30 protein-coding genes and 1 pseudogene are annotated in these 26486 nt (G+C 69.3%); 12 read left to right on the top strand and 19 right to left on the bottom strand.

What is annotated here, in order from left to right:
• Nucleotides 1-22 precede the first annotated feature (22 nt).
• The 4 genes from OIE67_RS19485 to OIE67_RS19470 form a co-directional block, all read right to left on the bottom strand.
• The gene (locus OIE67_RS19485; protein ID WP_326642289.1) at nucleotides 23-406 is read right to left on the bottom strand and encodes a PPOX class F420-dependent oxidoreductase; all 384 of its coding nucleotides are present in this window, start codon (nucleotides 404-406) and stop codon (nucleotides 23-25) included.
• 64 nt (nucleotides 407-470) lie between these two features.
• Nucleotides 471-1010 (bottom strand): sigma-70 family RNA polymerase sigma factor family protein, encoded by a 540-nt coding sequence (locus tag OIE67_RS19480; RefSeq protein ID WP_326642287.1) that lies wholly within the window; start codon nucleotides 1008-1010, stop codon nucleotides 471-473.
• A 33-nt stretch (nucleotides 1011-1043) separates the two neighbouring features.
• Nucleotides 1044-1913, bottom strand: a complete 870-nt coding sequence (locus OIE67_RS19475; RefSeq protein ID WP_326642285.1) for a GNAT family N-acetyltransferase — start codon at nucleotides 1911-1913, stop codon at nucleotides 1044-1046.
• A 66-nt stretch (nucleotides 1914-1979) separates the two neighbouring features.
• Entirely contained in the window at nucleotides 1980-2693 is a 714-nt protein-coding gene (locus tag OIE67_RS19470; RefSeq protein ID WP_326642284.1) for an SDR family oxidoreductase, read from the bottom strand.
• Nucleotides 2694-2849: 156 nt separating this feature from the next.
• On the opposite strand from OIE67_RS19470, the gene OIE67_RS19465 reads away from it, so the two are divergent.
• The 3 genes from OIE67_RS19465 to OIE67_RS19455 are packed head-to-tail and all read left to right on the top strand — an operon-like array spanning nucleotide 2850 to nucleotide 4294.
• Nucleotides 2850-3449 (top strand): TetR/AcrR family transcriptional regulator, encoded by a 600-nt coding sequence (locus OIE67_RS19465; protein ID WP_326642282.1) that lies wholly within the window; start codon nucleotides 2850-2852, stop codon nucleotides 3447-3449.
• A gap of 27 nt (nucleotides 3450-3476) precedes the next feature.
• A complete protein-coding gene (locus OIE67_RS19460) occupies nucleotides 3477-3857 on the top strand; it encodes a nuclear transport factor 2 family protein (protein WP_326642280.1) in 381 nt (126 codons plus the stop codon).
• Nucleotides 3854-4294, top strand: coding sequence for a MarR family winged helix-turn-helix transcriptional regulator (locus tag OIE67_RS19455; protein ID WP_326642278.1), 441 nt, complete (start codon nucleotides 3854-3856; stop codon nucleotides 4292-4294). The genes OIE67_RS19460 and OIE67_RS19455 overlap by 4 nt, the downstream gene beginning before the upstream one ends.
• Before the next feature lie 17 nt (nucleotides 4295-4311).
• On the opposite strand, the gene OIE67_RS19450 is transcribed toward OIE67_RS19455, so the two are convergent.
• The 4 genes from OIE67_RS19450 to OIE67_RS19440 form a co-directional block, all read right to left on the bottom strand.
• Nucleotides 4312-4683, bottom strand: a complete 372-nt coding sequence (locus OIE67_RS19450; protein ID WP_326642276.1) for a YybH family protein — start codon at nucleotides 4681-4683, stop codon at nucleotides 4312-4314.
• Nucleotides 4684-4843: 160 nt separating this feature from the next.
• Nucleotides 4844-5557, bottom strand: a complete 714-nt coding sequence (locus OIE67_RS19445) for an SDR family NAD(P)-dependent oxidoreductase (protein ID WP_326642274.1) — start codon at nucleotides 5555-5557, stop codon at nucleotides 4844-4846.
• A gap of 302 nt (nucleotides 5558-5859) precedes the next feature.
• Nucleotides 5860-6159: a pentapeptide repeat-containing protein gene (locus OIE67_RS55490; RefSeq protein WP_407674869.1), complete on the bottom strand. Its 300-nt coding sequence runs from the start codon at nucleotides 6157-6159 to the stop codon at nucleotides 5860-5862.
• A gap of 44 nt (nucleotides 6160-6203) precedes the next feature.
• Nucleotides 6204-6785: a hypothetical protein gene (locus tag OIE67_RS19440; RefSeq protein WP_326642272.1), complete on the bottom strand. Its 582-nt coding sequence runs from the start codon at nucleotides 6783-6785 to the stop codon at nucleotides 6204-6206.
• A gap of 334 nt (nucleotides 6786-7119) precedes the next feature.
• Between OIE67_RS19440 and OIE67_RS19435 the strand changes: the two genes are divergently transcribed.
• Nucleotides 7120-8043 (top strand): aminoglycoside phosphotransferase family protein, encoded by a 924-nt coding sequence (locus OIE67_RS19435; protein ID WP_326642270.1) that lies wholly within the window; start codon nucleotides 7120-7122, stop codon nucleotides 8041-8043.
• Between the two features lie 4 nt (nucleotides 8044-8047).
• Here OIE67_RS19435 and OIE67_RS19430 read toward each other — a convergent pair whose 3' ends face one another.
• The 4 genes from OIE67_RS19430 to OIE67_RS19415 all read right to left on the bottom strand — a co-directional run bounded on the left by OIE67_RS19430 (nucleotide 8048) and on the right by OIE67_RS19415 (nucleotide 13263).
• Entirely contained in the window at nucleotides 8048-8548 is a 501-nt protein-coding gene (locus tag OIE67_RS19430) for an MBL fold metallo-hydrolase (RefSeq protein ID WP_326642268.1), read from the bottom strand.
• Nucleotides 8549-8654: 106 nt separating this feature from the next.
• Complete coding sequence (locus OIE67_RS19425; protein ID WP_326642266.1) at nucleotides 8655-8885, bottom strand: hypothetical protein; 231 nt, start codon at nucleotides 8883-8885, stop codon at nucleotides 8655-8657.
• Nucleotides 8885-9121, bottom strand: coding sequence for a hypothetical protein (locus tag OIE67_RS19420; protein ID WP_326642264.1), 237 nt, complete (start codon nucleotides 9119-9121; stop codon nucleotides 8885-8887). Before OIE67_RS19420 ends, OIE67_RS19425 begins: the two co-directional genes overlap by 1 nt.
• Before the next feature lie 344 nt (nucleotides 9122-9465).
• Nucleotides 9466-13263 carry an NACHT and WD repeat domain-containing protein gene (locus OIE67_RS19415; protein WP_326642262.1) on the bottom strand — a complete coding sequence of 1266 codons (3798 nt, stop codon included), beginning with the start codon at nucleotides 13261-13263 and terminating at the stop codon, nucleotides 9466-9468.
• A 647-nt stretch (nucleotides 13264-13910) separates the two neighbouring features.
• On the opposite strand from OIE67_RS19415, the gene OIE67_RS19410 reads away from it, so the two are divergent.
• On the top strand, nucleotides 13911-14348 hold the full coding sequence (locus OIE67_RS19410) for a hypothetical protein (RefSeq protein ID WP_326642260.1): 438 nt from the start codon (nucleotides 13911-13913) through the stop codon (nucleotides 14346-14348).
• Between the two features lie 1221 nt (nucleotides 14349-15569).
• On the top strand, nucleotides 15570-15992 hold the full coding sequence (locus tag OIE67_RS19405; protein WP_326642258.1) for a hypothetical protein: 423 nt from the start codon (nucleotides 15570-15572) through the stop codon (nucleotides 15990-15992).
• A gap of 301 nt (nucleotides 15993-16293) precedes the next feature.
• Here OIE67_RS19405 and OIE67_RS19400 read toward each other — a convergent pair whose 3' ends face one another.
• From OIE67_RS19400 to OIE67_RS19385, 4 genes are all read right to left on the bottom strand, one after another.
• The gene (locus OIE67_RS19400) at nucleotides 16294-17235 is read right to left on the bottom strand and encodes a tyrosine-type recombinase/integrase (RefSeq protein WP_326642256.1); all 942 of its coding nucleotides are present in this window, start codon (nucleotides 17233-17235) and stop codon (nucleotides 16294-16296) included.
• Between the two features lie 93 nt (nucleotides 17236-17328).
• Nucleotides 17329-18099 (bottom strand): YceI family protein, encoded by a 771-nt coding sequence (locus tag OIE67_RS55485; protein WP_407674868.1) that lies wholly within the window; start codon nucleotides 18097-18099, stop codon nucleotides 17329-17331.
• A gap of 274 nt (nucleotides 18100-18373) precedes the next feature.
• Complete coding sequence (locus OIE67_RS19390) at nucleotides 18374-18742, bottom strand: hypothetical protein (protein ID WP_326642252.1); 369 nt, start codon at nucleotides 18740-18742, stop codon at nucleotides 18374-18376.
• An 8-nt stretch (nucleotides 18743-18750) separates the two neighbouring features.
• On the bottom strand, nucleotides 18751-19473 hold the full coding sequence (locus OIE67_RS19385) for an SDR family oxidoreductase (protein WP_326642250.1): 723 nt from the start codon (nucleotides 19471-19473) through the stop codon (nucleotides 18751-18753).
• Between the two features lie 104 nt (nucleotides 19474-19577).
• On the opposite strand from OIE67_RS19385, the gene OIE67_RS19380 reads away from it, so the two are divergent.
• Nucleotides 19578-20414, top strand: coding sequence for a helix-turn-helix transcriptional regulator (locus OIE67_RS19380; RefSeq protein WP_326642248.1), 837 nt, complete (start codon nucleotides 19578-19580; stop codon nucleotides 20412-20414).
• A 532-nt stretch (nucleotides 20415-20946) separates the two neighbouring features.
• Here the strand turns inward: OIE67_RS19380 and OIE67_RS19375 are convergent.
• On the bottom strand, nucleotides 20947-21372 hold the full coding sequence (locus OIE67_RS19375; protein ID WP_407674904.1) for a Tn3 family transposase: 426 nt from the start codon (nucleotides 21370-21372) through the stop codon (nucleotides 20947-20949).
• Between OIE67_RS19375 and OIE67_RS55480 the strand changes: the two genes are divergently transcribed.
• The 4 genes from OIE67_RS55480 to OIE67_RS19360 all read left to right on the top strand — a co-directional run bounded on the left by OIE67_RS55480 (nucleotide 21256) and on the right by OIE67_RS19360 (nucleotide 23590).
• Nucleotides 21256-21627: a recombinase family protein gene (locus OIE67_RS55480; RefSeq protein WP_407674903.1), complete on the top strand. Its 372-nt coding sequence runs from the start codon at nucleotides 21256-21258 to the stop codon at nucleotides 21625-21627. The two genes, OIE67_RS19375 and OIE67_RS55480, sit on opposite strands and share 117 nt — an antisense overlap.
• Entirely contained in the window at nucleotides 21525-21740 is a 216-nt protein-coding gene (locus tag OIE67_RS19370; RefSeq protein WP_326645404.1) for a helix-turn-helix domain-containing protein, read from the top strand. Before OIE67_RS55480 ends, OIE67_RS19370 begins: the two co-directional genes overlap by 103 nt.
• 342 nt (nucleotides 21741-22082) lie before the next feature.
• Nucleotides 22083-22646 (top strand): RNA polymerase sigma factor, encoded by a 564-nt coding sequence (locus OIE67_RS19365; protein ID WP_326642245.1) that lies wholly within the window; start codon nucleotides 22083-22085, stop codon nucleotides 22644-22646.
• Nucleotides 22646-23590: a CU044_5270 family protein gene (locus tag OIE67_RS19360; protein ID WP_326642243.1), complete on the top strand. Its 945-nt coding sequence runs from the start codon at nucleotides 22646-22648 to the stop codon at nucleotides 23588-23590. Before OIE67_RS19365 ends, OIE67_RS19360 begins: the two co-directional genes overlap by 1 nt.
• Nucleotides 23591-24146: 556 nt before the next feature.
• On the opposite strand, the gene OIE67_RS19355 is transcribed toward OIE67_RS19360, so the two are convergent.
• Nucleotides 24147-25376 (bottom strand): transposase, encoded by a 1230-nt coding sequence (locus OIE67_RS19355; protein WP_326642241.1) that lies wholly within the window; start codon nucleotides 25374-25376, stop codon nucleotides 24147-24149.
• Here OIE67_RS19355 and OIE67_RS19350 point away from each other — a divergent pair.
• Nucleotides 25351-25962 (top strand): hypothetical protein, encoded by a 612-nt coding sequence (locus tag OIE67_RS19350; RefSeq protein WP_326642239.1) that lies wholly within the window; start codon nucleotides 25351-25353, stop codon nucleotides 25960-25962. The genes OIE67_RS19355 and OIE67_RS19350 overlap by 26 nt on opposite strands.
• 87 nt (nucleotides 25963-26049) lie before the next feature.
• Here OIE67_RS19350 and OIE67_RS19345 read toward each other — a convergent pair.
• Nucleotides 26050-26406: pseudogene (locus tag OIE67_RS19345) on the bottom strand (DUF4158 domain-containing protein); the annotation flags it as partial.
• Nucleotides 26407-26486 lie beyond the last annotated feature (80 nt).

Raw genomic sequence — 26486 nt, 5'->3', positions numbered from 1 at the left:
GGGCCGCGCCGGGGCCCGCCGTTCAGGCCGCGGCGAGCTGCCGGTCCGGCTCGATGAGGGCGACGACCCGCTCCTCCTCGCGGGTGTAGGGGCCACCGATGTACTTCGCCGCGATCCGGTCGATGATCTCCCAGGCGGCCTCGCCCTCGACCCACTCGACGACCCGGCCGCGCACGATCACCGGCTGGAACGGGTTGCCGGCCGCCGTCAGGGAGAGCGCCACGCGCGGGTCGCGGCGCAGGTTGCGGGCCTTGCGGCTGCCGGGTCCCGTGAGGATCACGATGTGGTCGCCGTGAGTGCCGGCCCAGACGGGGACGGAGTGGGGAGCGCCGTCGGGCAGGACGGTGGCGAGGTGGGCGATCGAGGTGCCGTCGAGGGCCGCGCGGACGTCGGTGTCGAGCTTCATGGTGGGCTCCTGGCGCTGATGGTACGGGCTGGAGTCTCCTTTGGGGTTCCTTGAGGAGACTCCATTAGATTAACACATAACGTTCCCTTAGGGAACCCCGATCGGGCTGGTCTTCTTGGGCAGCGCCGAGAAGGACGATGTCGTGCTCGCGGATCCGGTGGGGATCGGTGTCGACGGTGATGCTGGTGATCTTGCCGTCGGCGACGGTGAACGAGAAGACGGCCTTCGGCCGGTTGCGGTGCGCCCAGACGGCCGCGGGCACGCCGTCCACGAGGGCGAGCCGGGCGGCCTCGGCCCGGCCGGAGAAGAAGGAGGCCACCGCGTCGGCGCCGCGGAGCCCGGAGGCCACGACGTCCGGATCGAGCAGTTCGAGCAGGGCGTCGAAGTCACCGTGATCCTGCTCGTGATCCCACGGCGGCGTACCCGCTTCCTGGGGGCCGTGACGCTGATGTTCGTGCTCACCGGAGCCGTCACCACCCACATCGTCAACCACGATCCGGCGGTGGAGAGCTGGGCCGCGCCGGCCGACCTCGTCGTCATGACCGTCATCGCGCTGGCCCACTGGCCGGCCGACTGGCGGCACCTCCTGCCGGGGGCCGGGCAAGACGCCCTCCCTCGCCTCGGCCCCGGGGGCACGTCACGGAGCGGCACGGTACAGGTCCCGCCGTTCTGACACGCGTCTCAGGCCGGCCGAGAGGTAGGTGGCTACCGCGCCGGTGTTGGTGCTCGGGGTGTACACGACCACGCTGGACGAGCCCAGGTCCCGCAGGGCGCGGGCCGCGGCGAACGTGATCGCCCGGCCGTAGCCGTGGCCGCGGTGGTCGCGGTGCACTCCCATCGGCTCGATCAGGCCGAGCCTGCCCTGGCCGGCCGGCCACACTGCCACGGCCGCCACCGCCCGTCCCCGCTCGTCGCGGGCGAGCAGGCAGCGGGCGTCCGCGTACGGCGCGCCCGCCGCCATCGCGTGCCAGCGCTCGCCGGTGAACGTCGACTTCTCGAACGACGCGTGCACGACCTCGGCCCACTCGTGCGCCTGCTCCGGCCCGATCACCTCGACGTGCACGCCGGGATCGGGAACGGGTGCGCCGAGGTCGCGCCAGAGCAGTGTCCACAGGTCGCCGTCGCGCCAGCCGTCCTCGGCCAGCAGGTCCCGGACCAGGGCCTCGGCCGGCGCCTCGACGTAGACCTGGCCCGCGGGCAGCACGCCGCGCCCTGGCGCCGAGGCGTCCGCGGCCACCTGCCGCGCGAGGTCCCCGTCCCGCAGTGTTCCCGGCGCGAACGCCAGCCGCAGCAGGTCGGGACCGTCCAGCAGCCCGACCGCGAGGAGCTGCCCGGCCCGGCTCCAGGTCCGCGTGGCGCGCGCCGTACGCTCCGCGCCGAACCGCCAGAACCACCCCACGTCGCCCGGATGCAGCTGCACGGGCACCTCGTCGTCCTGCCACCCCGCCAGGACCCGCGTCACGCCGCCGAGCCGGCCGGCCTCGGGCGTGCCCATCTCGATCGTCATGCCCTCGATCAGACACCAGGCCCCAGGTCCGCCGCATCGGGATATTTCGCCGGCGCCGCGGCCAGGTCAGTTGGGCTGCCCGATCGGCCGGACGGTCACGGTGTTGACGTCGACGCCCGCCGGCTGGTCGAGCGCGTAGCAGATGGCCGCGGCGACGGGCTCGGGCGACAGGGAGTAGGCGGGGAGGGCGTTGTCCTGCCAGAAGGGGGTGTCGATCATGCCGGGGTTGACGAGGGTGACGCCGACGCCGCGGGTGGTGGCGTACATGCGCAGGTTCTCGGCCAGCCCGGTGACGGCCCACTTGGTCGCCGAGTAGAGATTGGCCGGACTGTTCTTCACCCCGACGACGCTGCCGACGAGCACCAGCCGCCCGCCGGCGGCCTCGAGGTGCGGCAGGGCGGCCCTGGCCAGCAGGGCCGGGCCGAGGACGTTGGTGAGGATCATCGGCGGCCACAGCGCCGGGTCGCCGTCGAAGATGGTCGAGCCCGGGCTGCGCAGGTGGTCGACGGAGGTGAACCCGGCGTTGGCCACCGCGGCGTCCAGGCCGCCGAAGCGCTCCACGGTGCGGGCCACGGCGGACTCGGTGGCCTCCCAGTCGGCCGCGTCGGAGATGAGGCCGAGCAGCCGGTCGGGGTGGCCGGTCTCGTCCAGGAATGCCTTGAGCTTGCCTTCGTCCCGGCCGGTGACGGTCACGCGGTGGCCGCGGCCGAGCAGCGACCGGGCGGCGCTCGCGCCGACGCCGCTGGTCGCGCCGGTGATCAGTACGGTCTTGCCAGTCATGGTCATGCTCCCGAGAGATGGGGACGTTCGGATCGTCCGTGCGGCGCCGGAGCCGGCGCCGTCCGCGCCTCAGAAAAACTCCAACGCTCGTGTTGCTGTTTCCACTGTAACTCCGGTCGAATCCAACTGCAACGTTGGTGTTGGTACGATGTCCGCATGGCTTGGGACGTCGAGGGAACGAAGCGCCGCATCTACCAGGCGGCGCTGGCCGAGTTCGCCCAGCACGGCCAGGAGGGCACGACCGTCGACCGGATCGCCAAGCGCGCCCAGGTCAATCGCGAGCGGGTCTACAACTACTTCGGCGACAAGGCGAAGCTGTTCTCGGCGGTGATCCGCGGTGAGCTGGACCGGATCGCCACCGCCGTGCCGCTGGTCATCACCTGCCCCGCGGACGTCGGCGAGTTCGCCGGCCGGACCTTCGACTACCAGCGGGCCCATCCCGACCTGGCCCGGCTGGTGCTGTGGGAGGGACTGTCGGACACCGGTGGCATCCCCGACGAGCTCGCCCGCACCGAGCTCTACGCCCGCAAGGCCGAGGCCGTGGCGGCGGCGCAGCGGGCCGGGCTGATCGACGACGCGATCGAGCCGGCCCACCTGGTCTTCCTCATCATCTCCCTGTCGAGCTACTGGTCGGCGGCACCGCAGATCGCCCGGATGTTGTCCGGCGGAGACGCCGGCGACGACGCGGAAGCCGCCCGCCGCCGCGCCGCCGTGGTCGAGGCCGCCCGGCGGATCGCCACCCCTCCCGCCCTCTGATGTATGCGTGTCGCATACACTTCGGGGATGGAACCGGCAGTGGAAGCGGCCATCGGCGAGTGGCACGCGAGCGTGAACGAAGGTGACCTGGAACGTGCGGCGAGAGCGGTCGGCGACGCGATCGTCGTCCTGGGCCCGAAGGGCGCGGGGGCGATCACGCCCGCGCAGTTCGCGGCGTGGGTGGAACGCTCGGGCATCGGGTTGCGCCCGCGATCGTGGCATCCGGTCGGCGACCGCCTCATGGTCGTGGAGGAGGACGCCACCTGGCCGGGCTCCCCGGCCCCGGCCCGGGTGGCGACGGTGTTCCGGGTGAGCGGCGGAAAGGTGACCGCCGCCCTGCGGCTGCCGGATCTCAGGCAGGCGCTGGAGCTGGCGCACATCTGCGGCGCGATGGCGACCACCGCGTGAGCGGCGGCGGGCCGGGGCAGGCGCTGTTCGCGTTCGTCCGGTACTGGTCGCGCCGGCCCCCGGCAGGGGACGGCGAGATGGCCGAACGCGGCCGGCTCGTGCTGGTCGCCGAGGCCGTCCACGCGCTGGCCCGCCGGGGGAGCGCGGCGACGGTCAACGCCGTGGCCCAGGAGATCGGCATCGACCAGAGCGGCGCGTCGCGCCTGGTCAAGGCCGCGACGGAGGCCGGATACCTGGCCATGCGGCCATCAGACGCGGACGGACGGCAGCGTCAGGCGACACTCACCTCGTCCAGCCGCGTCCTGCTGGATCAGGCTCATGACTGGCAGGAGCAGGTCTTCGACCGGCTGACCGAGGGCTGGAGCGAACGGCGGCGGCGCGACTTCCAGCAGGCGATGACGGAGCTGATCGAACGGTCCGGCGCGCTGCGCGGCTGACCCCCGCCGCCTCGTGCTCAGCCGAGCCGGGAGACCTGGTAGTGGGCGATGAGCCAGTCCTGGCCGATCCGCCGTACCAGCACGCTGAGGTTGACCTGGATCGTCGGCCGGTCCGGGAAGGAGAAGTCGACGGCCAGGTAGCCGAGGACGAGGCCGGCGGCCGGGGCCCGGGTCTCCAGGATGCGGTACGCGGCCGTCAGGCCGGGCGGCTGGGAGCCGTAGTAGGCGGCGACGCCCGGCCGCCCGACGCTGTAGGGGCGCAGGCCCTGGAAGACGGCGTCCTCGGTGAACAGGTCCGCGACGCGCTCGGGTTCGTGCGCGTCGACGCCGGCCTTCCACCGGTCGAGGACGTCGCGCAGGATCGCCTCCCGGTCGTGGTCGCTGGTCATGGGTCTTCTCCTGTCGCTGGAACGGAACACGCACGACGCGGATCGGCGAGCGGCTCTCGGCGCGGCGGCCCCCGGTACAGCGGCCCTGGCGCGGTGGCCTCCGGTGCGGTTGTCGGCGCGGCAGCCTTCGGCGCGATGGCGCCCGATGTGGCGGCCCTGGTCAGTGGCCGGCGCTGACGCCGCCGTCGACGTGCAGGATCTCGCCGGTGACGAAGGGGGCGTTCTCCAGGTAGACGATCGCGTCCACGATGTCCTTCGTCTCTCCCAGCCGGCCCACCGGCTGCAGCGCCGCGAGGGTGTCGTGGGTGTGTCGCGGGTGCATGGGGGTGGCGATGGTGCCCGGCGAGACGGCGTTGACGCGGATGCCGCGCGTGGCGTACTCGATGGCCAGGGACTTGGTGGCGGCCTGCAGGCCGCCCTTGGTCAGCGAGGCCAGCACGGACGGGACGCGGGAGTCGGGGTTGTCGACCAGGCTCGTGGTGACGTTGACGACGTGGCCGCCGCCCTGGTCGAGCATGCGTTCGACGGCGAGCTGGGTGATGTGGAAGAAGCCGTCGAGGTTCACGCCGGTCACGGCGGCGTAGTCGTCGGCGGTGTAGTCGGTGAACGGCTTGGCGACGAAGATGCCCGCGTTGTTGACCAGGGTGTCCACCCGGCCGAACCGTTCGACGGCCGCCTTAATCGCCCGTTCGGCGGTGGCGCGGTCGGCGACGTCGCCCTGGATGGCGACGACGTCGGGGTCGTCGGGGGCGGCGATGGTGCGGGAGATCGCGACGACGGCGTAACCGAGCCCGCGGTACGCCTCGACGAGTCCGGCTCCGATGCCCTGCGACGCGCCGGTGATGACCGCGACCTTATGACCCTGGTGGTTCATGATGACCTTCTTCGCTGTTTTATGTTCACGGCCGCCTAGCCGACCGGTCGTCTATGACGGTAGACGACCGGTCGACAATCGTCAAAAACCAGGACGGCGTGTGCCGCATCAGACCCGGTGACCTGCGCGGACTCTCACCCGAACTAGGAGTGCCGGTAAGAATCGTGTCTCACGGCCAAACGAGCGGCTTCGCCACAGGTCGCGACCTCAGAATCGCCAAACTCTACGGCGAGAGCTGCCACAGCGCGCTCGCCCCGCAGAGCGCTGCTCTACTGATCGTTAACGTACGGGAGCAAACCCTTCTAACAAGCGATCATGAACCCTGAAATCCACGGATCAGAGGGGCACTGGAGCGTCCTCCAAACCCTCTCCGCACGCACTCGCCAGCGGCGGCCTGGCAGTGGATCGGAGGCCGTGCGCATGCGCTCCGCCCAATCGGCCGAGGGCCACCAGGTCGCCGCATCCCACACCACGCCGGTCAGGTTCGCGCTGGTCAGGATCGCGTCGGCGAGCACCGCGCGGGTCAAGTCCGCGCGGCGCAGGTCTGTGCGGGTCAGGTTCGCGCGGGTCAAGTCCGCGTCGCTCAGGTCCGCGCCGGTCAAGTCCGCCGGTCAGGTGCGCGCGGCGAAGGTATGCGTTCGACAGGTCAGTGCCGCGCAGGTTGTCTTGATTCGGGCCAGCGATCACGGGCAGAGCCGGGCGGGCGCCGGCCGCGATGAGGACGCGGGCCCACCAGGGAGAGACGGTCAGCCGCAGCCAGGGGCGGCGCGGACGGGCAGCGCGGGCCAGACGGCCGAACAAGCTGTCGGGAGGCGTCGGCATGTTCCTCGCCCCCCGCCTCGACCGGCGCGGCCGTGGGACCGGCCGTCGCACCCGGGAGACGCGGCGGTGCCTCCTCCGGCTTGCGCACAGCGACCTCCACCCCGGCCAGCAGGCCGCGCACGCTGGCCTCGGCGCCCACGCCGAGCAGGAAGGCCGGCCAGGGGCCGCTCATCTGACCGTGTGCGGCGGCCGCCACGATCGCACCGATCAGCAGGGACCCGCCCAGCACCACTAGGCGGGCCCAGAACCGCTCGCGCGCCTCTTTCCCGGGGCCGTCCTTGCCGCGCCAGGGCCAGCGATATCCAGCGGCCTTGATGGCTGCGGTCAACGCCACAAGGGCTGCGGCCGTGCCGCCAGCCAGACCCCACAGCGCGGCCTCTAACACCCCGAGTGCTTCGGCCTGCATGTCTCGACGGTAGACCGGCCATGCCGAAGCCGCACTCATGTCGGGGCATGTCCCGCGTTACTTGTGCGGTGGCTGCTTCTCACAAGCTCGCCTCATAGACCATGAGCTGCGGCGACGCCGCTCGTTTGGGCCGTGAGACACGATTCTTACCGGCACCCCTACTTGGCGCACAGTATCTAGAGGTCCGTACGGCATGTTGAGCAGGTCAGCTGCGCGCAGGCAGAAACCGACCCTGACCGGCATCTGACGGCCTGGGAAGCGCTCGAAACCCTGGCCCTCCTGGCCCGAGAGTGAGGGATCTGAGGCCCTCAACACCCGGCTAATGTTGCTCCGCATGGCGCACACCGAGATCGAGATCACCGCGGAGTTGGTACGGGAACTGCTACTCGACCAGCATCCCGACCTGGCCGATCACCCGGTGAGTCTCGGCGCGCGTGGCTGGGCCAACCAGCTCTGGCGGCTCGGCGACGACCTCGCCGTTCGATTGCCCTGGATGGGGGAGTCCGCCGACGAGCTGCTGCTCAAGGAGCACGCCTGGCTGCCCGCCCTCGCCCCGAGCCTTCCGCTGCCGGTTCCCGTCCCGCAGCGCCGCGGCGAGCCCTCCACGCGGTTCCCGCGCCCCTGGATCGTCACCACCTGGCTGCCGGGCGAGCCCGCCGACCGCGCCCCTGTCACACGCGGCGTGGAGGCGGCCGACATCCTGGCCGCTTTCCTGACGGCTCTGCACCAGCCCGCCCCCGAACAAGTGGACACCGCCGGCCAGGACGGCCGCGGAGCGCCGTTGGCCGACTGCCATACGGGGTTCGCCAGACAGCTCGCTGAGGCCATCGAGAAGGGGCTGATCTCCGACCCGGACGCCGTCCGGGCGGTCTGGGAGGACGCCGCTGCCGCGCCCGCCTGGGCAGGCCCGGCGCTCTGGCTCCACGGTGACCTGCATCCGGCCAACGTCCTCACCCAGGACGGCACCATCTGCGGTGTGATCGACTTCGGCGACTTGTTCGCCGGCGATCCGGCCTTTGACCTTGCCGCCGCCTGGGCCCTGCTGCCAGACGACGCCCTCGACCGCTTCCATGCCGCCTACCGACCTGCTCCGGACGCCGCGACCCTACGCCGCTCCCGCGGATGGGCAGTACTGCGCGCTTTCCGCGGCATGCTCATCGGAGAAGCCGGCGTTCACGGCCGCCCAGGGGGCAAAACCACCTGGGGTCCACCCGCCCGCGCCGCACTGCGGCGCCTCATTGCAACAGCCCATCGCTGATCGATCACGCTCGCATACCTTCGCGCCAGACCCCACCATGCTCGGCATGCTGGGTCTCCTTGCCTGACGTGCCTGACAGGACTCCAAACGGCTGACCAGCAAGGTCGCGTGACAACCCAAGATAAGTGCGGGGCCGTCCACCGGAAGCGGTGCCGCGTCTCCTGGCCGAGCCACGTTCGTTGACCTGCCCGTCGTAGATGCCGCAGGCCCGCTCGGGAGCGACCGTGCGAACGAAGTCGATCACCTCTGCGGTCTTCGGCCACGATGCCTGCAGGGGGACCAGGAGCGTCTCCACAGGCTCGTTCGGGATGTGCAGGGAATCGCCGGGATGGTAGAGCGTGCCTCCCACGAGATAACCGAGGTTCACACAGTCGGGCCGGCCGCCGTAGATCGGCGCATGCCGGCCGCAGACGGCCCGCACCTGGGAACCGGCCGCCGTGAACTCCTCACCGACCCGCACGGCGGTGTACGGCAGCGCCAGCCCGGCCGTGAGCGGAGCGTACACCTCGATGCCGGCGCTGACGCGGCGACGGGGGAGAGGTGGCCGGATGGCGGGCCTGGCTGGCGAGATTCCACGCTGGTGCACGGCTGTTTTGCCCGCACTGTGCGGCTCATGCAGCCTCGATGGCGATCAGGTAGATGTCGAGCTCGTGCTCCACGAACACCAGGATGTACTCGCCGGCCTGGATGCTCCAGCGGCCGTCTTCACCCGGTTCAGCGGCGTCGGGGATGCCTTCGATCATCAGCTTGATGACGGCGTCGGCAACGGGCAGGCGCTTGCCAGGAGGGATCTGGTCGTAGGCTTGCCGGGCCAGACGCTCCCATTCCAGGTGGAAGGACATCAGGCCGGGCCGTTGCCCAGCCCGTAACGTTCACGCAGTACTTGCTGTTCCGATTCTGACAGGCCCGACACGGCGAGAAACGTCTCCGGCGTGGTCGCGACCCGACCCGGACTGTTGTGCCAGGCGTAGGTGACCCTCAGCTTCTGATATTCCTCCATCGGCACCACCACGGCGAGGTCGTCACCGCGTTGAACGATCTCGTGGTTGTCGCCGGGGGGCAGGGCATGCTCGGTCACGCGGCTCAGTCTAATGCCCTGGCTACTGCTGGCGGGAGTTCAGAACGACTCGATCGCGCGGGTGGGTTCCCTGCGAGGACTAACCAGATTGGGGACACGGGGAACACGGTCCCCCGTGTCCCCGTGGCGTTTCGCGCCTTGTCTTAGCCGTCTGCCGTGATCGGATCGTCCGATCCAGGCAGCGGTTCGCCCGGCCGGCGGCGCGAGTGTTGATCCTGCTGCGAGCGCGGGCTCCTGATCCGGGGATGTTGCCGAGCAGACGGGTCGGCTGGTGGTGAAGGAACTGGAGGAGGCTGGCGGCCTCGACGTTCTGGCGGCGCACCCTCACCCCGGTCCGCGCGAGCCTAGCCCGCATGGGGCGGCGGGCACACCTGCTGGAACGGCAGTCGCGGGAAGTGGGTCCGCCAATCCGCCTCCGGCAACCCCCCGCGGGCCCGACGGCACACGGCCGCCGCCGTGGCGGCCGGGGCGAGGTCGTAGCGCTGGACTGGCACGTGCTGACCGGCGGCGTACAGCGTGTTGCCGTCGGCGCTGAAGGAGAGAGCCATGATGCCGTCGCCGGGAGTGGGCAGGGGCGCTCCGATCGGCTGGCGGGAGGCGACGTCCCACAGTTGCAGCACACCGGCGGCGGTGCCGACCGCCAGTACGGACTCATCACGGGAGAACGCCAGTGCGGTGACCGCCCTGCGTAGATCCGAGTCGCCTGCGGCGACCGTCCCGAGCATTCCGATGCGGCGGTGCACGGCACCGTCCCACAAGACGGTTCTACCCGAGCCGTCGCCCGTGGCCAAGTAGCCGCCGCCGGGGCTGAAGGCCTGCGCCTGGGTGATGCCGGGGCTGGTCGAGGGCGGATTCTCAACGGCCGATCGCAGATCCACGACATCACCCTCCGAGGTAACGGCGAGCCGCCGATTGGGGTGGAGGGCGATCTGATTCGCCGTGACGTTGGGCACCGTCTTGGTGACGGCATGCCCGCGCAGGGCCCATATCTTCGCCGCCCCCGTTTCTGGTTGCTGGGCGACCAGCAGTGACGTGTCGTCGGGGGCGAAGGCAATGGCACCGACTGTCCATCTCTCCCCCTCATTCACTACAAGCGTGTCCGTCGTGCGCTCGCTAGTCACGTCCCACAGGGATACGCGGGTCGCCGGCTCGCGGCGGTCCATCGATGAGCTGCCAAAGGCGAGCGTTCTCCCGTCCGAGGAGAAGGCGAGCAGGAGCGTGCACTTTGGTATGTCCGGCGGATGCGGGCAGGGGATCTTCGGCAGGTCTACGGGTGGCCCACCGGACAACGGCCGGTGGATCCGCAACTGCACGCCCTGCTCCTCCGGCCTGTAGGCGAGCGCTAGTCGGTCGCCGTCAGGGCTGAACATGGCCTCGTGGACTTCATCCTTCTGCCATTGGGAAGTGACGGCAGCGCCCAGATCGAGCGTGCGTACAGTGGTCGGCCATGCCCTGTTGGTGCCTCCCAGGTAACGGATCCGGTTGGCTTGCGGATCGACGCGCAGGTCGGTGACCTGCTCGCCCATGAGGGAATGCCGGAAGACGGGCTCTTCGGGCAGCGAGACCCGCCACAGCAGGAGGTCGTTCCTGTCGGTGGCGGCCAGGAAGGTTCCGTCCGCGCTGAACCCGATCTCGGTCACGTCCCTGTGGGTGATGGTCGCCACCTCCGCTCCTGATGGAAGGTCCCACAGGCGGACCGCCTCGTCGGTGATGACCGCGAGGCGCCGGCTGTCGGGGGTGAAGCGCACCAACTCGTACTGGCACTGCCGCCGGGTCATGGCCGGCGCCCAGGGGGTGTCCAGCCTGCGGCGGGCCCGCATGTCCCACACCTGCAACCGCTGTCCTGGAACGCACAGCGTCAGGTATCGGTCATCTGGGCTGAGCGCCGCATCCGGGAAGCCCGCCTCGGTGGACGCCCGCTTGTCGGTGTAGCTGCGTATCATGGCCATTCCCACATCCCACGTCGCCGTCAACTCCGACGGAACCTCTCGGTGAACGCTCACCTGCAGGAGCTCGCGCCGCCGGGCGAGATCCCACACCAGAATCCGGTACGTGGAGCCGTCGGCGTTGTAACCGATGACGCGGCGCCCGCTCACCCCCATCTCAAACCCGTACGTGGCGGGGCCCAACTCCCGCTCGTCGCGACGACCCGCGGCCAGGTCCCACGACACCGCCGTCCCATCCTGCCTGCGCATGGGCAGCGTCCACGCGTCGCCCCTTCTCACACCCACCTGCTCTCGGTCGGCGCCCAGCCCCGGAAGCAGCGCCGTTCTGCGGCGGGTGTCCAGGTCCCAAACGGAGACCTGGCCTGCGCCCACGCTGAGCAGGGTCCGGCCGTCGGTGCTGAGGTAACGCATGGTCTCGGGGTCGCCGTCAGGATCGGTGAAGACGTCCTGGGGCCGTTGCGCGCCCGCCGCGAGCAGGGCCGAGCGGGTCTCAGGCAGGTCGGCCACCCGCCAGGCGGCCAGGCTGAGGCGCATCGCCGTGACCGGATCCGTCTCACGCAGGCTGTCCGCGACAGCGGCGGCGCGCCGGGCGTCGGCCTCGCGCTCGCGGATCTTGCTGGTCTGGTTCTGCTGCCAGGCCAGCAGGGCCGCCACCAGCGTCAGCACGAGCAGCCCCGAGATCGCCGCCGTCCGCCGCGTGCGGAAGCGCCGCTCCCCGTCCCTGGCGGCGACGCTGGCGGCGAGGAACTCGCGTTCCAGCGGAGTGAGCTCCTCCGAAAGCGTCCCCGGCCGCTGGCCGGAAGGCCTGCCCCAGCCCTTCTTCGAGGGCTTGTCCGGGACGGCGAACTGCTCGCAGGCGGCCGACAGGCGCACCCCTCGATAAAGGCCGCCCGGGTCGCGGTCGTGATCCATCCAGGCGGTGGCCGCCTCGGTCAGGCGGCGCTGCAGCCGGATCCGCTCGCGATCCTCCTCGATCCAGTCGCTTAACCGGGGCCAAGCTGTGAGCAGCGCCTCGTGGGCCAAATCCACCTGCTCGTCGCCGAGGGTGACCAAGCGGGCCTCGGCCAGGCGCTCCAGCAGGAACCCGGTGTCGCCATCGGTGGGCAGTTCGGCGCGGCTGATAGGGCGGCGGGTGTCGGGCGTGTCGCGGCCGGGCTCGACCAGGCGTAACAGCAGGTGCCGCAGCTGCTCTTGCTGTTGCAGGGTGAGTTCGGCATAGCAGGCTTCGCAGGTGCGAGCGATCGCGGCGTGGATACCGCCGGTCGCCTCGTACGCGGCGATGGTCAGCGCTTTGCCGCTATGGCGCCGCCAGGTCTCCAGCAGCGCGTGCGACATCAGCGGCAACCCGCCGGGCTGACCCGCAACCTCCTCGACAATCCTGGCCGTCAGCTCACGCTGCACGATCAGCCCGACCGCGGCCGCCGGTTTGGTGATGGCCTCGCGCAGCTCGGCCACGGTCATCCCCCCTACCAGAACTGTCGAGTCCCGCACGGCCTCGGCCAGCTTGGGATGGTGCGCGCATCGGTCCAGGAAGTCCGCGCGAACGGCCAACACCACACGCGTCCCCCTGCTGTCACATCCGAGGGCGACCAGGGTGTCGATGAAGGTCTGGCGCTCGGCCGGGTCCTCGCACAGTGTGAAGGCCTCCTCGAACTGGTCAACCACCACCACTTCACCCGTCTGGGCGTCAGGCAGGTGTGGGTGCGCGCCCGGTGTCAAAACACGAACCATGCGCGGCGCCAGCGCAGGCACCAGGCCGGCCCGCAGCACCGAGGACTTGCCGGACCCCGACGGGCCTACCACCAGCACGAACGGATGTGCCTCCACCAGCGCGGCCAGATGCTTGATCAGCGTGGTGCGGCCGAAGAAGAACATCTGATCGGCCGCCTCGAACCGAGCCAGCCCCCGATACGGTGCCCGGGCCGCCTCGCCGCCGGCGGCATCGGCGTCACGGCAGGCGGCTAAGGCCTCCTCCCATCGGGTCCGCCACGGCTCAGGGTCCGCGCCGCAGGCCTCGACATAGGCCAGCGTGACCGGCAATGTCGGCAGCCTGTTACCCGCGGCAGCCTGCGCCAGCGTGGCCGCCGAGCACGGCACCCGGGTGGCCATCACCCGATAGGCCGGGCTGCCCGCCTCTTCCCGCAACTTGCGCAACGCCACGGCGAAGGCCGCCACCGGGCCGCCGACCGGATCCACCGGCCGCTCACGACGCCCCACTTGTGTCCCCCGCATCCCCGAAAGGCGACAACCCGCACAACGTACAAGGTGTGCACCGCGATGATCAAGTTTTGTCTGAGTGGCGAATCGGGGTTTCAGACAATTCCCGACACCTCAAAACTGAGAGTCGCAGGCCGCTGACCCGTGGTGCGACACTCAACCCGCCGCCCCCAGTCAATTGACCTCCCGCGCTTTCCCTCGTACCGAAAGGTCGCGTCCATGACTCGAAGACAGCCGCGTCCCCGGCCGCAATTGAGCCGATGAATCCGTCCTCGCGGTGGAGGAGGTTTCTCGCCCTCGGGAGCGCTCTCGCGGCGGTCGCCGTCAGCCCGGGGGTTCCCAGTCCCGGCAACGCCCCTCACCAACCCTCGTGATCTCACCCTGCGGAAAGGGGCGCTGTTACATGACGCGGAACAGCTCCTCATCAAGCAGTGCATGCAAAAAGGAGGTTTCGCCTATTGGGCCGTCGAAGACAACCAAGCCCTGGAGTTCCTCTATGTCCTGGACGACGTGAACGTGGCTCGAGCGCAAGACCCTTGCGCCAGAGTGCAAGGGCTTCAGCCGCCGGTAGCCGCTTCGTCCAAAATCAGTGGCGTTACGCCAACCACCACGAACGGGGACAAATTATGTCACGATGGTCCATCGCCTCCGGTGCCGCCGCTCTTTCCATCGCCGCCGGGCTGCTGTCCGCGGCCCCCGCCAGTGCGGCCATGGATCTGCCCAGCAAGATCTACGGATGCACCCGAGGGGACTTTTGTGTCTACTCCACCGAGGTCATCTCGGCCGGCACGAAGATCGGCATCGGCCGCGGCGAGGACTGGGCGGTGTCCAGCGCGTCCGCGAGCCCGTACAAGGGCGTCCGGTCCTTCTTCAACTACGGCTGGCCCGAAAACGAGGACCACGTCGCGGTCACCTTCGTCTGGCCGGACAACACCAAGAGCCGGTGGTGCATTCACCGCGCCGAGGACGGGGACCTCGGCGAGGGACACAGCACGATCAGCATCGGCGTGACCGTCATCAAGATCGACTGGATCAACGCCTCCCAGGCGCCGTGCAACGAGTAGGCCCGCGTCTCCCGGTGACGACGGCTGCACCGGTCCGCACGAGGCTTCCCCGTCAAGTCTGCCTGTTGACGTTCTTGTCGCTGTCTGGCCGGCGTCTGTGCGGGCTCGCAGAGCCGTGCGGCATGCCGCGGAGCTTGCGCGACTCGCATGTGAAACCCGCGCCACCGGCCCGGCCCCGGACTCCAACGGCCTGCTCGGGACGCCCAGTGCTTCCCCACGAGCGGGCCGCCGATTGTCTGGACTGATGAAAGGGGGCTGCCAGACAACTGTTCGGACCCCAAGACTGAGGACCCGTGGCGGGATTGTGACCTGTGTGTTCCGGCTCAGGCTGGAACAGGGTGACGGGCGGAGGCGCCGTGTTGCGCAATGGATTTCGCAGCCCCGCAGCGGCGCAGGCGTCTCCTGGCGGTTGCCCCAAGGGGCGCGATCTGACGGACGCGGCGGGATATCACGTATCGGAAAGACGAGAGGTGACGGCATGACCAGAATGACGCTCAGATGGGCCGCGATCGGGCTGCTGACCGCAGCCGGACTCGCGCTGGCCGCAGGTCCGGCAGCCGCTGGCGACGAGATCTGGCCCAGGGGCACTGGGGTCGCCCCGTTGGGCGAAGATCCCTGGCCCAGAAGCGGCGGGGTCGCCCCGTTGGGCGACGAGTACTGGCCCAAGGGCACTGGGTAGTTCCCGGCTGAGTTCCTGGCCTCGGTCGTGATCAAGGTCCGGGGCCAGCCCGGTGAGGACTGGTGGGCGTGCACGTGAGCGGGCTCCGTCCTCGGGTGCTGCCCGGGCGGAGCACCGCTGGTAAGCGGCAGATCATGCTCCGCCCGTTCCAAGCCTGAGGGAGGAGCCCAGTGCAGCGCATGATCTGGTCATGTGCACCGGTACGAAGGCATTCTTCCGGCGCCGACGGTAGAGCGGGGTGACGTTCGGTGCCGGCAGGTCCAGCTGCGCCCGCAGCCGCTCTACTGCACCTGACCTGCCCAACATGCCGTACGGACCCCCAGATACTGTGCGCCAAGTAGCCGCCGCCACTACTTGAAGTACTTGACACATAACTGAGGGCTACCAAAGATAACGAGGACTACTAGCTCCGATCCGCTTAGCATTGCCTCATAAACGCGGAGCTGATGCCATGTTCTGGAACGGTCGGAAAACTCGCTCGTCAAGGACACGAGCTGCGTCGGCGGATCGATGCCTGTCTCGACGGTGCCGATCCTGGCGGGGTGGTCGGCCCACAGGCTGAGCTCGGTGCGGCGGAGTTCCGCGCAGCGGCGCTCAAGGCGCGAGGGCGCGGGCTACTGGAGGCCGTGCGTACGCTCGCCTGGTTCCACTGGAGCCGCTTCCGGGCGTTGCCGTCAGCCGAGGGAGAGAGCGACCTGTTCGACGTGCTGACCGACCTCACGCTCGAGATCGCGCCCGAGGAGTTGCGTCCCGTGCTCCACGCCGCGATCCCGTACGCCCGCTTCTCGGGCCCGAGTCCCGCGACACGTACAGCGCCCGGTTACGCGAGGCGCTCGGCACGCTGGATCGGCCGGAGACCTGCGACCGGGTCGCCGCGCCGCTACGGCGGGTGGAGTCGGCCCAGTTCGTTCCCGGCGATCCGGAATCCGTGGCGCGGGCTCGGCTGCGGATGGACCAGGCGCTGATCGACTGGGATGACCGGCGTGAGGACCGGGCCGCTCTGGACGCCGTCATCGAGGCCGCCAGAACCGTCGAACGCCTGTCGGCCGGTGAGGATCGGCTGCACGCGCTGGAGGTCCTCAGCGAAGCGCGACCGGCTGTCGCGCTCAGTTCTGCACTTGGTCACCCTCGGAGCGGATCTGCGTGAACGCGGGGTGGGACTGCATGTGATCGAGCGACCAGGCCGCCCTCGCCCAGCAGCTGTAGGGGGCCAGACCAAGTACGAGAGAAAGGGGCAGTGCCCTGCCCTGCCTGAGATATCGCTTATCAGTGGGTACGGCGGCGGGGCGCCAGCACCTCGGTGACCTTGGCGACGGCCTCGGCATCGGGTTTGACGTAGCGCATGGCGGTGCGGGGGTTCTTGTGCCGGGTCTTGCCCATGATGAGCTGCAGCGGGATCGCGGCCTCGCCGAGGTGGGTGGCGGCGCTGTGGCGCAGCTGGTGCAGGTCGAGGCCGGCGTACTTGTCCAGCAGGACGCGGGCGCGGTCGTAGCCGAGGCGGGCGCGGCCGGTGTGCGGGCAGATGTCGGCGGCAGCAGGCCGGCGGGCCGGGACCGGGCGGCGTTCGGACAGGAACAGGGGACCGTGCGTGCGGGTGCTGCCGTCGGGGAGCCGGAGCAGGCGGGGTAGCAGGTGGGCGGTGCCGCGCTCCCAGTACACCCATTCGAGGGCGCCGCCTTTGGACGGGACGGGGGCGCGGCGGTGCTCCAGGTCGAGGTCTTCTACGTTCAGTGCCAGGATCTCCGCGGCGCGGGCGGCGGTCTCGTACAGCATGCGCCAGAGCGTCTTCTCGCGCAGCGGGATGTCGCGGCGTGAGAGGAGCCGGTGGATGGTGGTCTTGGCCACGGCGCGGGTCTCGTCGGCGGTCTCCTTGCGGCGTTCGGCGTCGGCCGGGACCGACGGGGCGGTCCAGTGCTTCTTGGTCTGGCACCAGGTCAGCCAAGAGGTGACGGCGGCGCGGTTGCGGTTCCAGGTCGCCGGCGCGCATCCGTCCCAGAGCTCGGCGAGTGCGGCGCTGATCTCGGTGTCGGCGACGTCCGCCAGCGGCCGGTCGTGGCCGAGCAGGGCGATGACGCGGTCGATGGCCGAGGCGTAGGCGCGGTGAGTGTTCGGGTTGGCCGTGCGCGGAGTGGCGAGGAAGGCGTCGGCGGCCGCAGCGAGGGTGACGTGCCCGCCGCGAAGGGCGGCGACCTTCGGCGCGGCGCTCATGCCAGCCGCCGCGCCACGCCGGCGGCGATGTACCGGATAACGTGCCGGAGTCGCGCACCGTCCCGGCAAGGGGTTGTCCTGGTCGCCGCGCCGTCATGATCGCTCATGTAAGTGATAATAGTCAATTATCACGCACATGAGCCGTTGGTTTGGGGGTGTCAGCCCACATAAGGGCCGCGGTCCACTCCCCGGAGAGCGCCCTGTCAGGTGATGCGGGTGGCGACGACCTCGATCGCGATCCTCAAATGCCTGGCGGCCATACCCCGGCCTTTCGTCAGGCCGAATGCGTAGCGGTCGATCGTGACCGTGGCGCCGGCCCATCAGGAGGGTGTCGTTGCTCGTTGCGGAGCCGAGGACCAGGCTGAGCGGTTGACTGACGCCGCGCACGGTCAGGTGCCCGTGCAGCACCGTTGGCGCTCCCGCCTGACCGGGCGGCCCGCCTCGGAAGAACATCGTCGGATGAGTGTCCACATCGAGGAAGTCCGCCGCACGCACGTGCCGGTCGCGCATCCGCAGCCCGCTGGCGAAGCTGCTCGCGGGGACCTCCACCACGACGACCGAGTCGTCCAGCGGGCTCCGGACGCTGATCACTCCCTCTCCGATCGTGAACGTTCCGCGTACCGGAAGCACCCCGAACAGGGCGCGGGTCCTGAACCGGATCGTGGACCTGTCGGGGTCGATGCGATAGTCGCCGACGCGCGGGGACGACTCCCGGCCGGCCGGAACCGGCGAGCCGGTGCGTCGCTCAGCCACGTGCGGACCCGGGGAGCGTGCCTGGTGGCCGGTACAAGCCGGGGACAGGAATGCGGTAGCCCGGCAGGCCACGAGGGGCCTGGAGAGTGCCTTCCAGCGTTTCGGCCTCATCGTTGATCGGCACGCAGCCGATCATGTGATGGGTCATGGTGCTCCAACAGTGATGTCCATCGAGAGGAGGCGGCCGGCGTTGCCGGTGAAATGGATCTGATTGAGAAGAGCTCGCCCCGGCCATGGTGAGCCCGATGGTCGGCGAGCTGACCGGGATCTGGCGCCCCGGCCTGGCGCCGGGCGCTCGAGCCGTTGACGGCCGACCAGCCGCCGGCTGTTCCTCGAAGCGATGACGATGTAAGAGAACGAGAACGGTCTCCCTCGCGCAGCGAGGTCAAACCCAACGTCGAATGGCGTCGATCGTTGTTTCCGGTGAGGTGTTGAAGCAGAAACGAATTCCGGGAGTCGTCGCCGCCAGAACGTTGATCAGCCGTTCGAACAGGAGGGTGTGCTCAGGGACCATGCGCACGCCACCTCCGATCATGACCACGTCGAAGGGCCCCTCCGGCAACCGGTCACGGACGGTCTTTTCTGCCTCGTCCGGGTCGGTGCCGACCATGCACGGCACCGCGTCGAGGCCCGCCGCGCGCAGAGCCGCGTTGCCCTGCTCGATCCGTGCGGTGAGCGTCGCCTCGTCAAGGCCGGGAAATCCGGTGTAGTCGATCGCGCTCGGGTGCAGTCCGATCGTCAGGATCTTGGTCATTTTCACTCCTACCATGGAACGGGGCCATCACTGCCGAAGAAGCCTGCCGTCGGCCCGCCGGGGTCCGACGTGGCCAACTTGATGATCGCGGCGGCTCCCTCCGCGACGGTGTGGACACCCGTGTGATGGTTCATATCAGTGGCGGGGTTGCCCGGGTCCGCGGCGTTGACCTGGAATCCAGGCAGCGCCCGGGCGTACTGGGAGACGATCATGTTGAGCGCCGCCTTCGACGAGGCGTAGTCCAGGCTCAGAAAGCCGTACTCGGGGCGGGCGGAGTCACCGGCGTATGCCAGCGAGGCGAGAGAGCTGGACACCATGACGATACGGGGTTGCTGCGACCTGTGGAGCAACGGCAGGAACGCGTGGGTGACCCGCACCTGGCCGAACACGTTCACCTCATACAGCACGCGGAGGGCGTCGGCGTCCATGTCGGCCGGACTCAGCATCGGGCCGCCGACGCCGGCGTTGTTGACGAGCACGTCCAGTTGATCCACCCGCTCGGAGACGGCCTTCACAGCCGCCGCTACTGACTCGTCGGAGGTGACGTCGAGCTCGACGAACTCCACCTCGGCGCCCTCCTTCGCCAGTTCCTCGGCGGCTCGGCTGCCGCGCTCGCGGTCCCGCGCCGCCAGGAAGACCTGCCACCCCTTGCCGGCCAGTTGGCGGACGGTCTCCCGGCCCAGCCCCTTGTTTGCTCCGGTGACCAACGCCACTGTCTTCGGTTCTGTCATGGAGCAGATCCTCGCCGAGGGCGCCGGGGCCCACCAGGACCGGTGTGGCCTAGGACCGGCCGTACCACCCGGGCCGCGGCCGGGTGTGAGGCATAGTTGAGGGGGTGAACCGTGCAGAACTCGCCGAAATCCTCCGCACGTCCCGGGCTCGGGTACGACCGCACGACGTCGGACTGCCGGCTGGAACGCGCCGCCAGGTGCCGGGTCTGCGCCGAGAGGAACTGGCCATGCTCGCGGGTCTGAGTGTCGACTATGTGGTCCGGCTGGAGCAAGGGCGCGGACCTCGTCCTTCCCGTCAGGTCATCGCCGCGTTGACTCAGGCCCTGCGGCTCGACGACGACGACCGCGACCTGCTGTTCCGGCTCGCAGGCCACGAGCCGCCCCAGGCGGGGCGGATCGCGATGGTCGTACGGCCGAGCGTGCTCCGGCTGCTGGACCGCATGGCGGACCTGCCCGTGCTGGTGCTGTCGGCCAAGGGAGACGTCCTGGCCTGGAACCCCCTCGGGGCGGCGCTCCAAGGCGACATGTCCGCCTGGCCGCCGGGGCGGCGCAACCTCATCTGGCAACGTTTCCTCGGCAGCAGCCGCTGCCAGGTCGCCGCGCAGGCGGAGGAGGATGACGCGGCCGCCCACGCCTCGGTCGGTACGCTGCGTGCCGCACAGGCCCGATACCCCGGCGACCCCGACCTGATCCAGCTGATCGCGGAACTACGTCGGGGCAGCCCGCGGTTCGACGAGCTCTGGCGGGAGGGACGGTCCTCCCCGTGGCGTACCGCGACCAAGACCATCAAGCACCCCAGCCTGGGCACGATCTCGCTCGACTCCGACGTCATGCTGCTCCCGGACGGCCACCAAACCGTGCTCGTGTACTGGGCCGAACCGGGGTCCCCGGAAGCGACGGCGCTCGACATGCTGCGGGTGATCGGGCTGCAGCAGGTCTGAGGGCGGTTCGCAGTGGGCTCATCAAGTGGCTCTCGATGTTCCCGGGTCATCCCGGGATCGGACGGTCACCGTCCGACATTCCTCAACCGACCCAGCTCAGTTCAACGAGATCGACGCCGTTGCATGCCATCTCAGCATAAGAAATAACCCCTGAGTTCCCAGCCGTCTCTACCGCCCTGGTTGCCTGATCGCCTGGGGCCGCTTCGGCCTTTACGCCTTCTGACCTCTGCCGAGTTCTAGAGCGTCCCAGCACAGGTGAGGGATTCTGGGAGGAACGCTCTGACCGGACCAGCTGAGCGCCCACCCCTCAGCGCCTGCTGTCGCCAGGGGCGAGCAGACTGGTGAGTTCCGCAATGGCCTCTGGGGAGAGCTTGAAGTAGCGGCGCAGGTTCTCCGGCTTTCTTGTGCCGGGACTTGGCCATCAGCGTCAGCAGGCTCGCTCCGGCCTCGCCAAAGTGAGTCGGGGCCGAGTGGCGGAACTCGTGCAGGTCCCAGTCCGCGCCCGGCCCATCGGCGGCAAAGCGTTCGTCGCTCAGAGCGGATCACCTGACTGCTGACCCGCTGGTCCCGGCCCGAGGTCGAGCTGTTTGCTCATGTCGAGCTCGAACCTGCCGTACAGGTTCAGATGGGACCAGAATAGAGCCGACAGGGCGCGCCGGTCGGCGTCGCTGAGCTTCTTCCGCCACTTCGGCTCGGCCAGGACGATCTGCACCATCCTGGTGTTCAGGTAGACGATCGCCGCCTGGACCAGGTGCAGGGCCAGCGTGGAGACCTCAACATGCTCACGGTCGTCGCCCGTTAGATCACCGGCCTTGCCATAGAAGATGTCCTTGTTGGCCGAATTCCCTCCGGGAAGATCGATCGACGCCCCGAGCTCGACAAGGCGCTGGACTACCTCAGGCCCGGCGACACCTTCGTCATCACCCGCCTGTCGCGCGCCGCCCGCTCGCTGCGCCACCTGCTGGACTTGGCGGCGCAGCTTCGTGGGCGCGAGGTCGACCTCCTGGTGCTCAAGCAGGGCATCGACACCTCCACGCCGTCCGGGCGCCTGCAGTTCCACATGTTCGGCGCCTTCGACGAGTTTCTCCGCGAACTCATCGTCGAGGGCACCTGGAAGGGCTCGCCTCGGCCCGAGCGCGCGGCCGCGTCGGCGGGCGCCCACCGGCCCTGGACGCCCACGGCGTGGAGATGGCTCGCGCGTTGTACGAGATGAAGGGCGATGACGGCAAGCGCCGCTACACCGTCCAGCAGATCGCCGACCGACTCGGCGTCAGCCGCGCCACGATCTACCGCCACCTCGATCCCGATAAGCCGGTCTCGGCGTAGGAGGAGCACGGTGCTGCCCCCGATCACTTACTACGGCGGCAAGGCCAAGCTCCCCAACGGCTGTCCACCAGTTCCTCGCTCCTGTCGGAGTCCGGGAACTGGTCGAGCACACCCGCGATGGCGTGGGTCTGCCTCCCCATGATGACATTCGTCTCGGCAGCGCTCCCACGGCGGATCACCTGGGAGCACCGACTGGAGCGGCTTCGACGCGACGTAGCCAGACCTGTGAAGTTGCTCGACTGGGTCGTTCTTGTGACGTCTGTCACTCTTCCGCCGAGATCGAGAACCTCGCCATGGGGTGCGGGAGACAGCAGGGTGACCTACTGACCTTAAGGAGGGCCGTTGACCGTAGAGACGGCCGAGATCGACGACGCCGAGCTGATCAGGCGATCCGTCGGCGACCCAGAGCAGTTCGCCACGCTGTTCGACCGGTACGCACGGCAGATCCACCTGTACGCCGCGCGGCGCATCGGCACGCAGGCCGCCGACGACATCGTGGCCGAGACATTCCTGTCCGCGTTCCGGCGGCGCGGCTCGTATGACACGTCGTTTCCGCTGGCACGCCCCTGGCTGTACGGCATCGCCACGACGCTCGTCGCCAGACACAGGCGACAGGAGGAGCGGATGCTGCGAGCGCTGGCGCGTACCGGCGTGGATCCCCTGCCCGAACCGATCGCCGACACCGTGGTACGGCGGGTCGCCGCGCGGGACAAGGCACGCGAGCTGGCGGGGGCGCTGGCGTCGCTGTCGCGCGGCGACCGCGACGTGCTGCTGCTGGTGGCGTGGGAGGGCTTCAGCTACGAGGAGGTGGCCCAGGCGCTTGGCATCCCACTGGGGACTGTGCGGTCGCGGCTGCACCGAGCCAGGAAGAAGGCACGGGCCGTATCGGGAGACGAGGAGCTGTGATGAGCACGATCAAGGACTTCCGGCGGGACACCCCGCCAATGACGGCACAGGCGGAGAGCACCGCCCGGGCCCGGCTTCTGGCCGCGGCGCGTGAGCACGAGCCTCACCGTGAACCTCGGCGCGGGCCACGGCTCGGCCGTCGGCTGGTGCTCGCGGGCGCGCTGGCCGTGGCGATCAGTGCCGGTGTGGTGGTGGCGAACGACCATCCCCGCGTGGTTCCGATGGCGAGCGTGCGGGAACTGGGCGAGCGGGCCGCTCAGGCCGCCTACGACGACCGCGGACAGGTGCCGAACCCCGGCCAGTGGCTGTACATCAAGCAGCGCCAGGCCCCGCAGTCTGCGGACGGCGGCTATGGCGTCGACCTGTCCAGACGCGAGGTACGGGAGGAGTGGAACAGCGTGGACGGCCTGCAGACGGCGTCCCTGTTCCCCAACGGCAAGCTGCTGGTACAGGGCAACCACCCAGGACTGAGCGCGGACGAACTGGCCCGCCAACCGGTCACTCCGGAAGGACTACTCGCAAAGATCCGCCAGAAACTGGCGGACATGCACATGACGCCGGGGGGAACCGATTCGCTGCCCTCGATGGATGAGCGGCTGTTTCAGGCCGTTTACCAGATCATGGGCACCCAGGCGCTACCGCCGGAGGTGCGGGCGGCACTGTTCCGCGGTCTCGCCACCATCCCTGGGGTGACCGTCAACCAGGACGCCGTGGACGCCGACGGCAGGCATGGGGTCGCGTTCAGCTACACCGGCGGATGGAGCCGCTACGACCTCATCCTGGATCCCGTCGATTTCCGCTTTCTCGGCACATACGGAGTAACCGTGCAGGACCGGACGACCGACTACACCGACGGCCCTAACTACGTCGTCAAGGCCGGCACGCCGCTTACCCTGACGGCCCTCTTGGAGGCCAAGGTGGTGGACGGCCCCGGCCAGAAATGAGCCCGCACCGGGCGTGGTGCCATCGTGCGGGGCGGCGTACAGCGTGGTCGGGAAGTGATTCCGAACGAGATCCGGCGGCAAGGGCGGGCTCGGTGAGACCCACGGCGGCCTCGTTCGCGTAGCGCCACCGTGTCGATGTGCCGGGTCCGGCGCGCAACACGGTGGCCACAGCCCGCTCGGCCTGGTCGTCGGGGGCCTACCAGACGCCCAAGCCGAGCTGCGGGGGATCTGCCACCACGGTGTCGAGGCTGCGTTCGGGTCCGATCACGAGTTGAGCAATTCCTTCAGTCGTCGTTCTCGGCAGAGAGGTGGAATCGGGGCATGGGCCTTCTCCGGCACTCGATGGCCCCCTCAACGCCCACGAGGCCCTGTTCGACCCACGTAACGAAACTCGCGCGCCGAGTGCCCACACCACCGCCCACCATGTAACGAAACGCCGTGTGAGGCTCCCGAGTGCGGCCTGACCGTCCGCCAACCTGCCACGGGACGTCGCCGCCGCTACTGCTCAACGGCCTCTGCCAGGTTCGCGCGCATCGGACGACGACGCGATCGTGACCTATGTCGGACTGCCCGGCTGGGCAACATCCCCGCTCAGCGTCAGCCGCTTGGCGACGTCCAGCCCTACCTCGCCGTAGGGCTGGACGTGCTGCCAGAACAGCGGGGTCAGTCCGCGCCGGTCGGCGGGTTTGAGCAGCTTGACCCATTCCGGCTCGGTTAGGACGTCCTGCAGCATCAGGGTGTTGATGTACACGAGCGCGGCCTGCAGGATGCGCAGGCACAACACGCTCATCTCCAGCTCCTCGCGCCGGTTGGTGGCGATGTCGCCGCCCTTCCCATAGAAGATCACCGAATTGGCGCCGTTGGAGGACTCCACCACGTTGAGCCCTTCCTGGATCTCCCGCTGCAGTTCGCGGAGACGGAGGTAGCGGGCGACGAAGATGGTCTTCTGCGCGCGGCCGACCTCCAGCATGGCCTGGTAGGTCGGGTGGGAGGCGGACTCGGTAAAGCGGCGCAAGATGGCCTCGGTGGAGGCGGTGCCCTGTTTGATCGCGGTGGCGTATTTACTCATCTGGTCGTAGTTCTGCTCGATCAGCTCCCACCGGATCGGCCGGGTCATCGCCGGCGCCAACCGCGAATGCAGGTCGCCCTCGCCGCTCTCCACCCGGTACAGCTTGACCTTGTTGATCTGCTTGATGCGGGGAAGCAGGTCGAAGCCCAACAGCCTGGACACGCCGAACCCGATTTCGGTCTGGCCGTGGGAATCCACATAGTTGCCCTCGACCTTCATGGTGGTGCCGTGCCGTACCGCGCCCTCGATCATCGCGTGCACTTCCGAGGCCGAGGCGCGTAGCGTCTGGGAGTGCACGACCATGGACCCGCGCTCGATGTGCCAGTAGATGAGGATGCCGCGACCCCCGTACCGCGAGTGCCACTCGGTGAAAATGTTCTGGTCGTAGGCGCGCACATGCGTGGAGTCGGAGGCGACGGTGGTCGTGCCCTCGCCCCACAACTCCACATCCCGAGCGGTGAACGTCGCGTTCGCGATGGCGATCGCGATGTCGGTGGCGATCTGCGGGGTCAGGTAGCGGCGCCGCACGTACCGGATGTCGTCCTCGCGGTGGTCGTGGCCACCGGAGGCCACGGCCCGGATCCCGGTGTTGGTGCCGTACCCGTAGATGGTCTGCATGAGTCGCTCGGCCAGGACCTCGGGCTTGAGGGTGGATCCGCCCACCACGGAGGTGACGGCATTCAGGCAGCCGGTGCGCAGCACCGCCTCCTTCAGCATGTCGATCAGCGGGACCGAACCCCAGCGGCGACCCACCTCGTTCTTGATCTTGCGGAGGGTTTCGCGGCTCGTCTGCAGCCTCGATCTTCGTCAGCTTGATCGCGCCGGACTTGCGATCCTTGATCTCCACCCAGTCCAGCTTGGGCAAAGCGGTGTCCAAGGCCTCCAGCTCGGCCCGCATTTCGGCCTTCAATTCGGCGATGAAGTCCTTGGGGTCCAGGGGTTTGCGCAGCTCGGCGTAGTTCTCCACGCGGCGCGCGGCAAAATCGGCGGGCAGGTCCTCCTCCGGGTCGCGAAAGGAATGGGCGCCGACCACCCAGATCTCCTTGCACCGCAGGGCGTCGCGCAGTGCCTGGAAGGTGACGATCTCGTACACCATCCGCACCACCCGCCGACGCCCACGCTTGTCGTTCTTGAACACCAGGTCCTCCCACGCGCCGGACGTACCGCGGTGCTCGGGCACGTCGGCCGCCGACTGGTCGCCGTCGCCCGACTCCTCGTTCACGGTCTCGCGCTCCTTGTCGAAGTTGACCAGCCCGCAGATGCGCTGCGTGGTCACGCTGCTCAACCGGGAGGAGATCCGTAGAGACCAGGTGACCTCCGCGTTGTGCAGCGCCGAGGCGACGATCCGAGAGATTCGCCCGGGCGTGGGCGGCTCGATCCTCTCCTCCCGCAGATGCTTCAGGAGCTCTTCCCGCACCCGCTCGGGACGCCGCTCGGCCTGCGCGACGTTCTCGGCCAGCCACCCCGTCACCTTCGTCGCGTCGGCGGTCGTACAGGTGCGGAAGCCGAGGTGCGTGCGAATCTGATTGCGGTGGTACTCGATCGTGGAGCCGGACCACTCGTAGAAGCCGAGCTCGGAGGCGGGCACCTGGACCTGCTTGGCGACGTGCTCGACGACCTGGTCGGGCAGCTCTGAGCGGCCGCGCGGGACGCGTCCGTACTGCGTGTAGAACTTCAGCAAGATCGCGAAAGCGAGGCGGGTAGCGCCGCGCTTGCCGGCGACGAGGTCGCGCTCGTCGATGTGCATCGGGGGGTGCGTCATGTCCGCCCAGCATTGACCAGGCAAGTCACAGCAAGATCAACGCCGTTTGGGGCTCATGACACGTT

Origin of the sequence: Nonomuraea fuscirosea, from assembly GCF_035917475.1 — a bacterium.
Taxonomy (GTDB): Bacteria; Actinomycetota; Actinomycetes; order Streptosporangiales; family Streptosporangiaceae; genus Nonomuraea; species Nonomuraea fuscirosea.
Note: the sequence above shows the minus strand (reverse complement) of the source record. Positions and strands in the feature narration are given on the sequence as shown.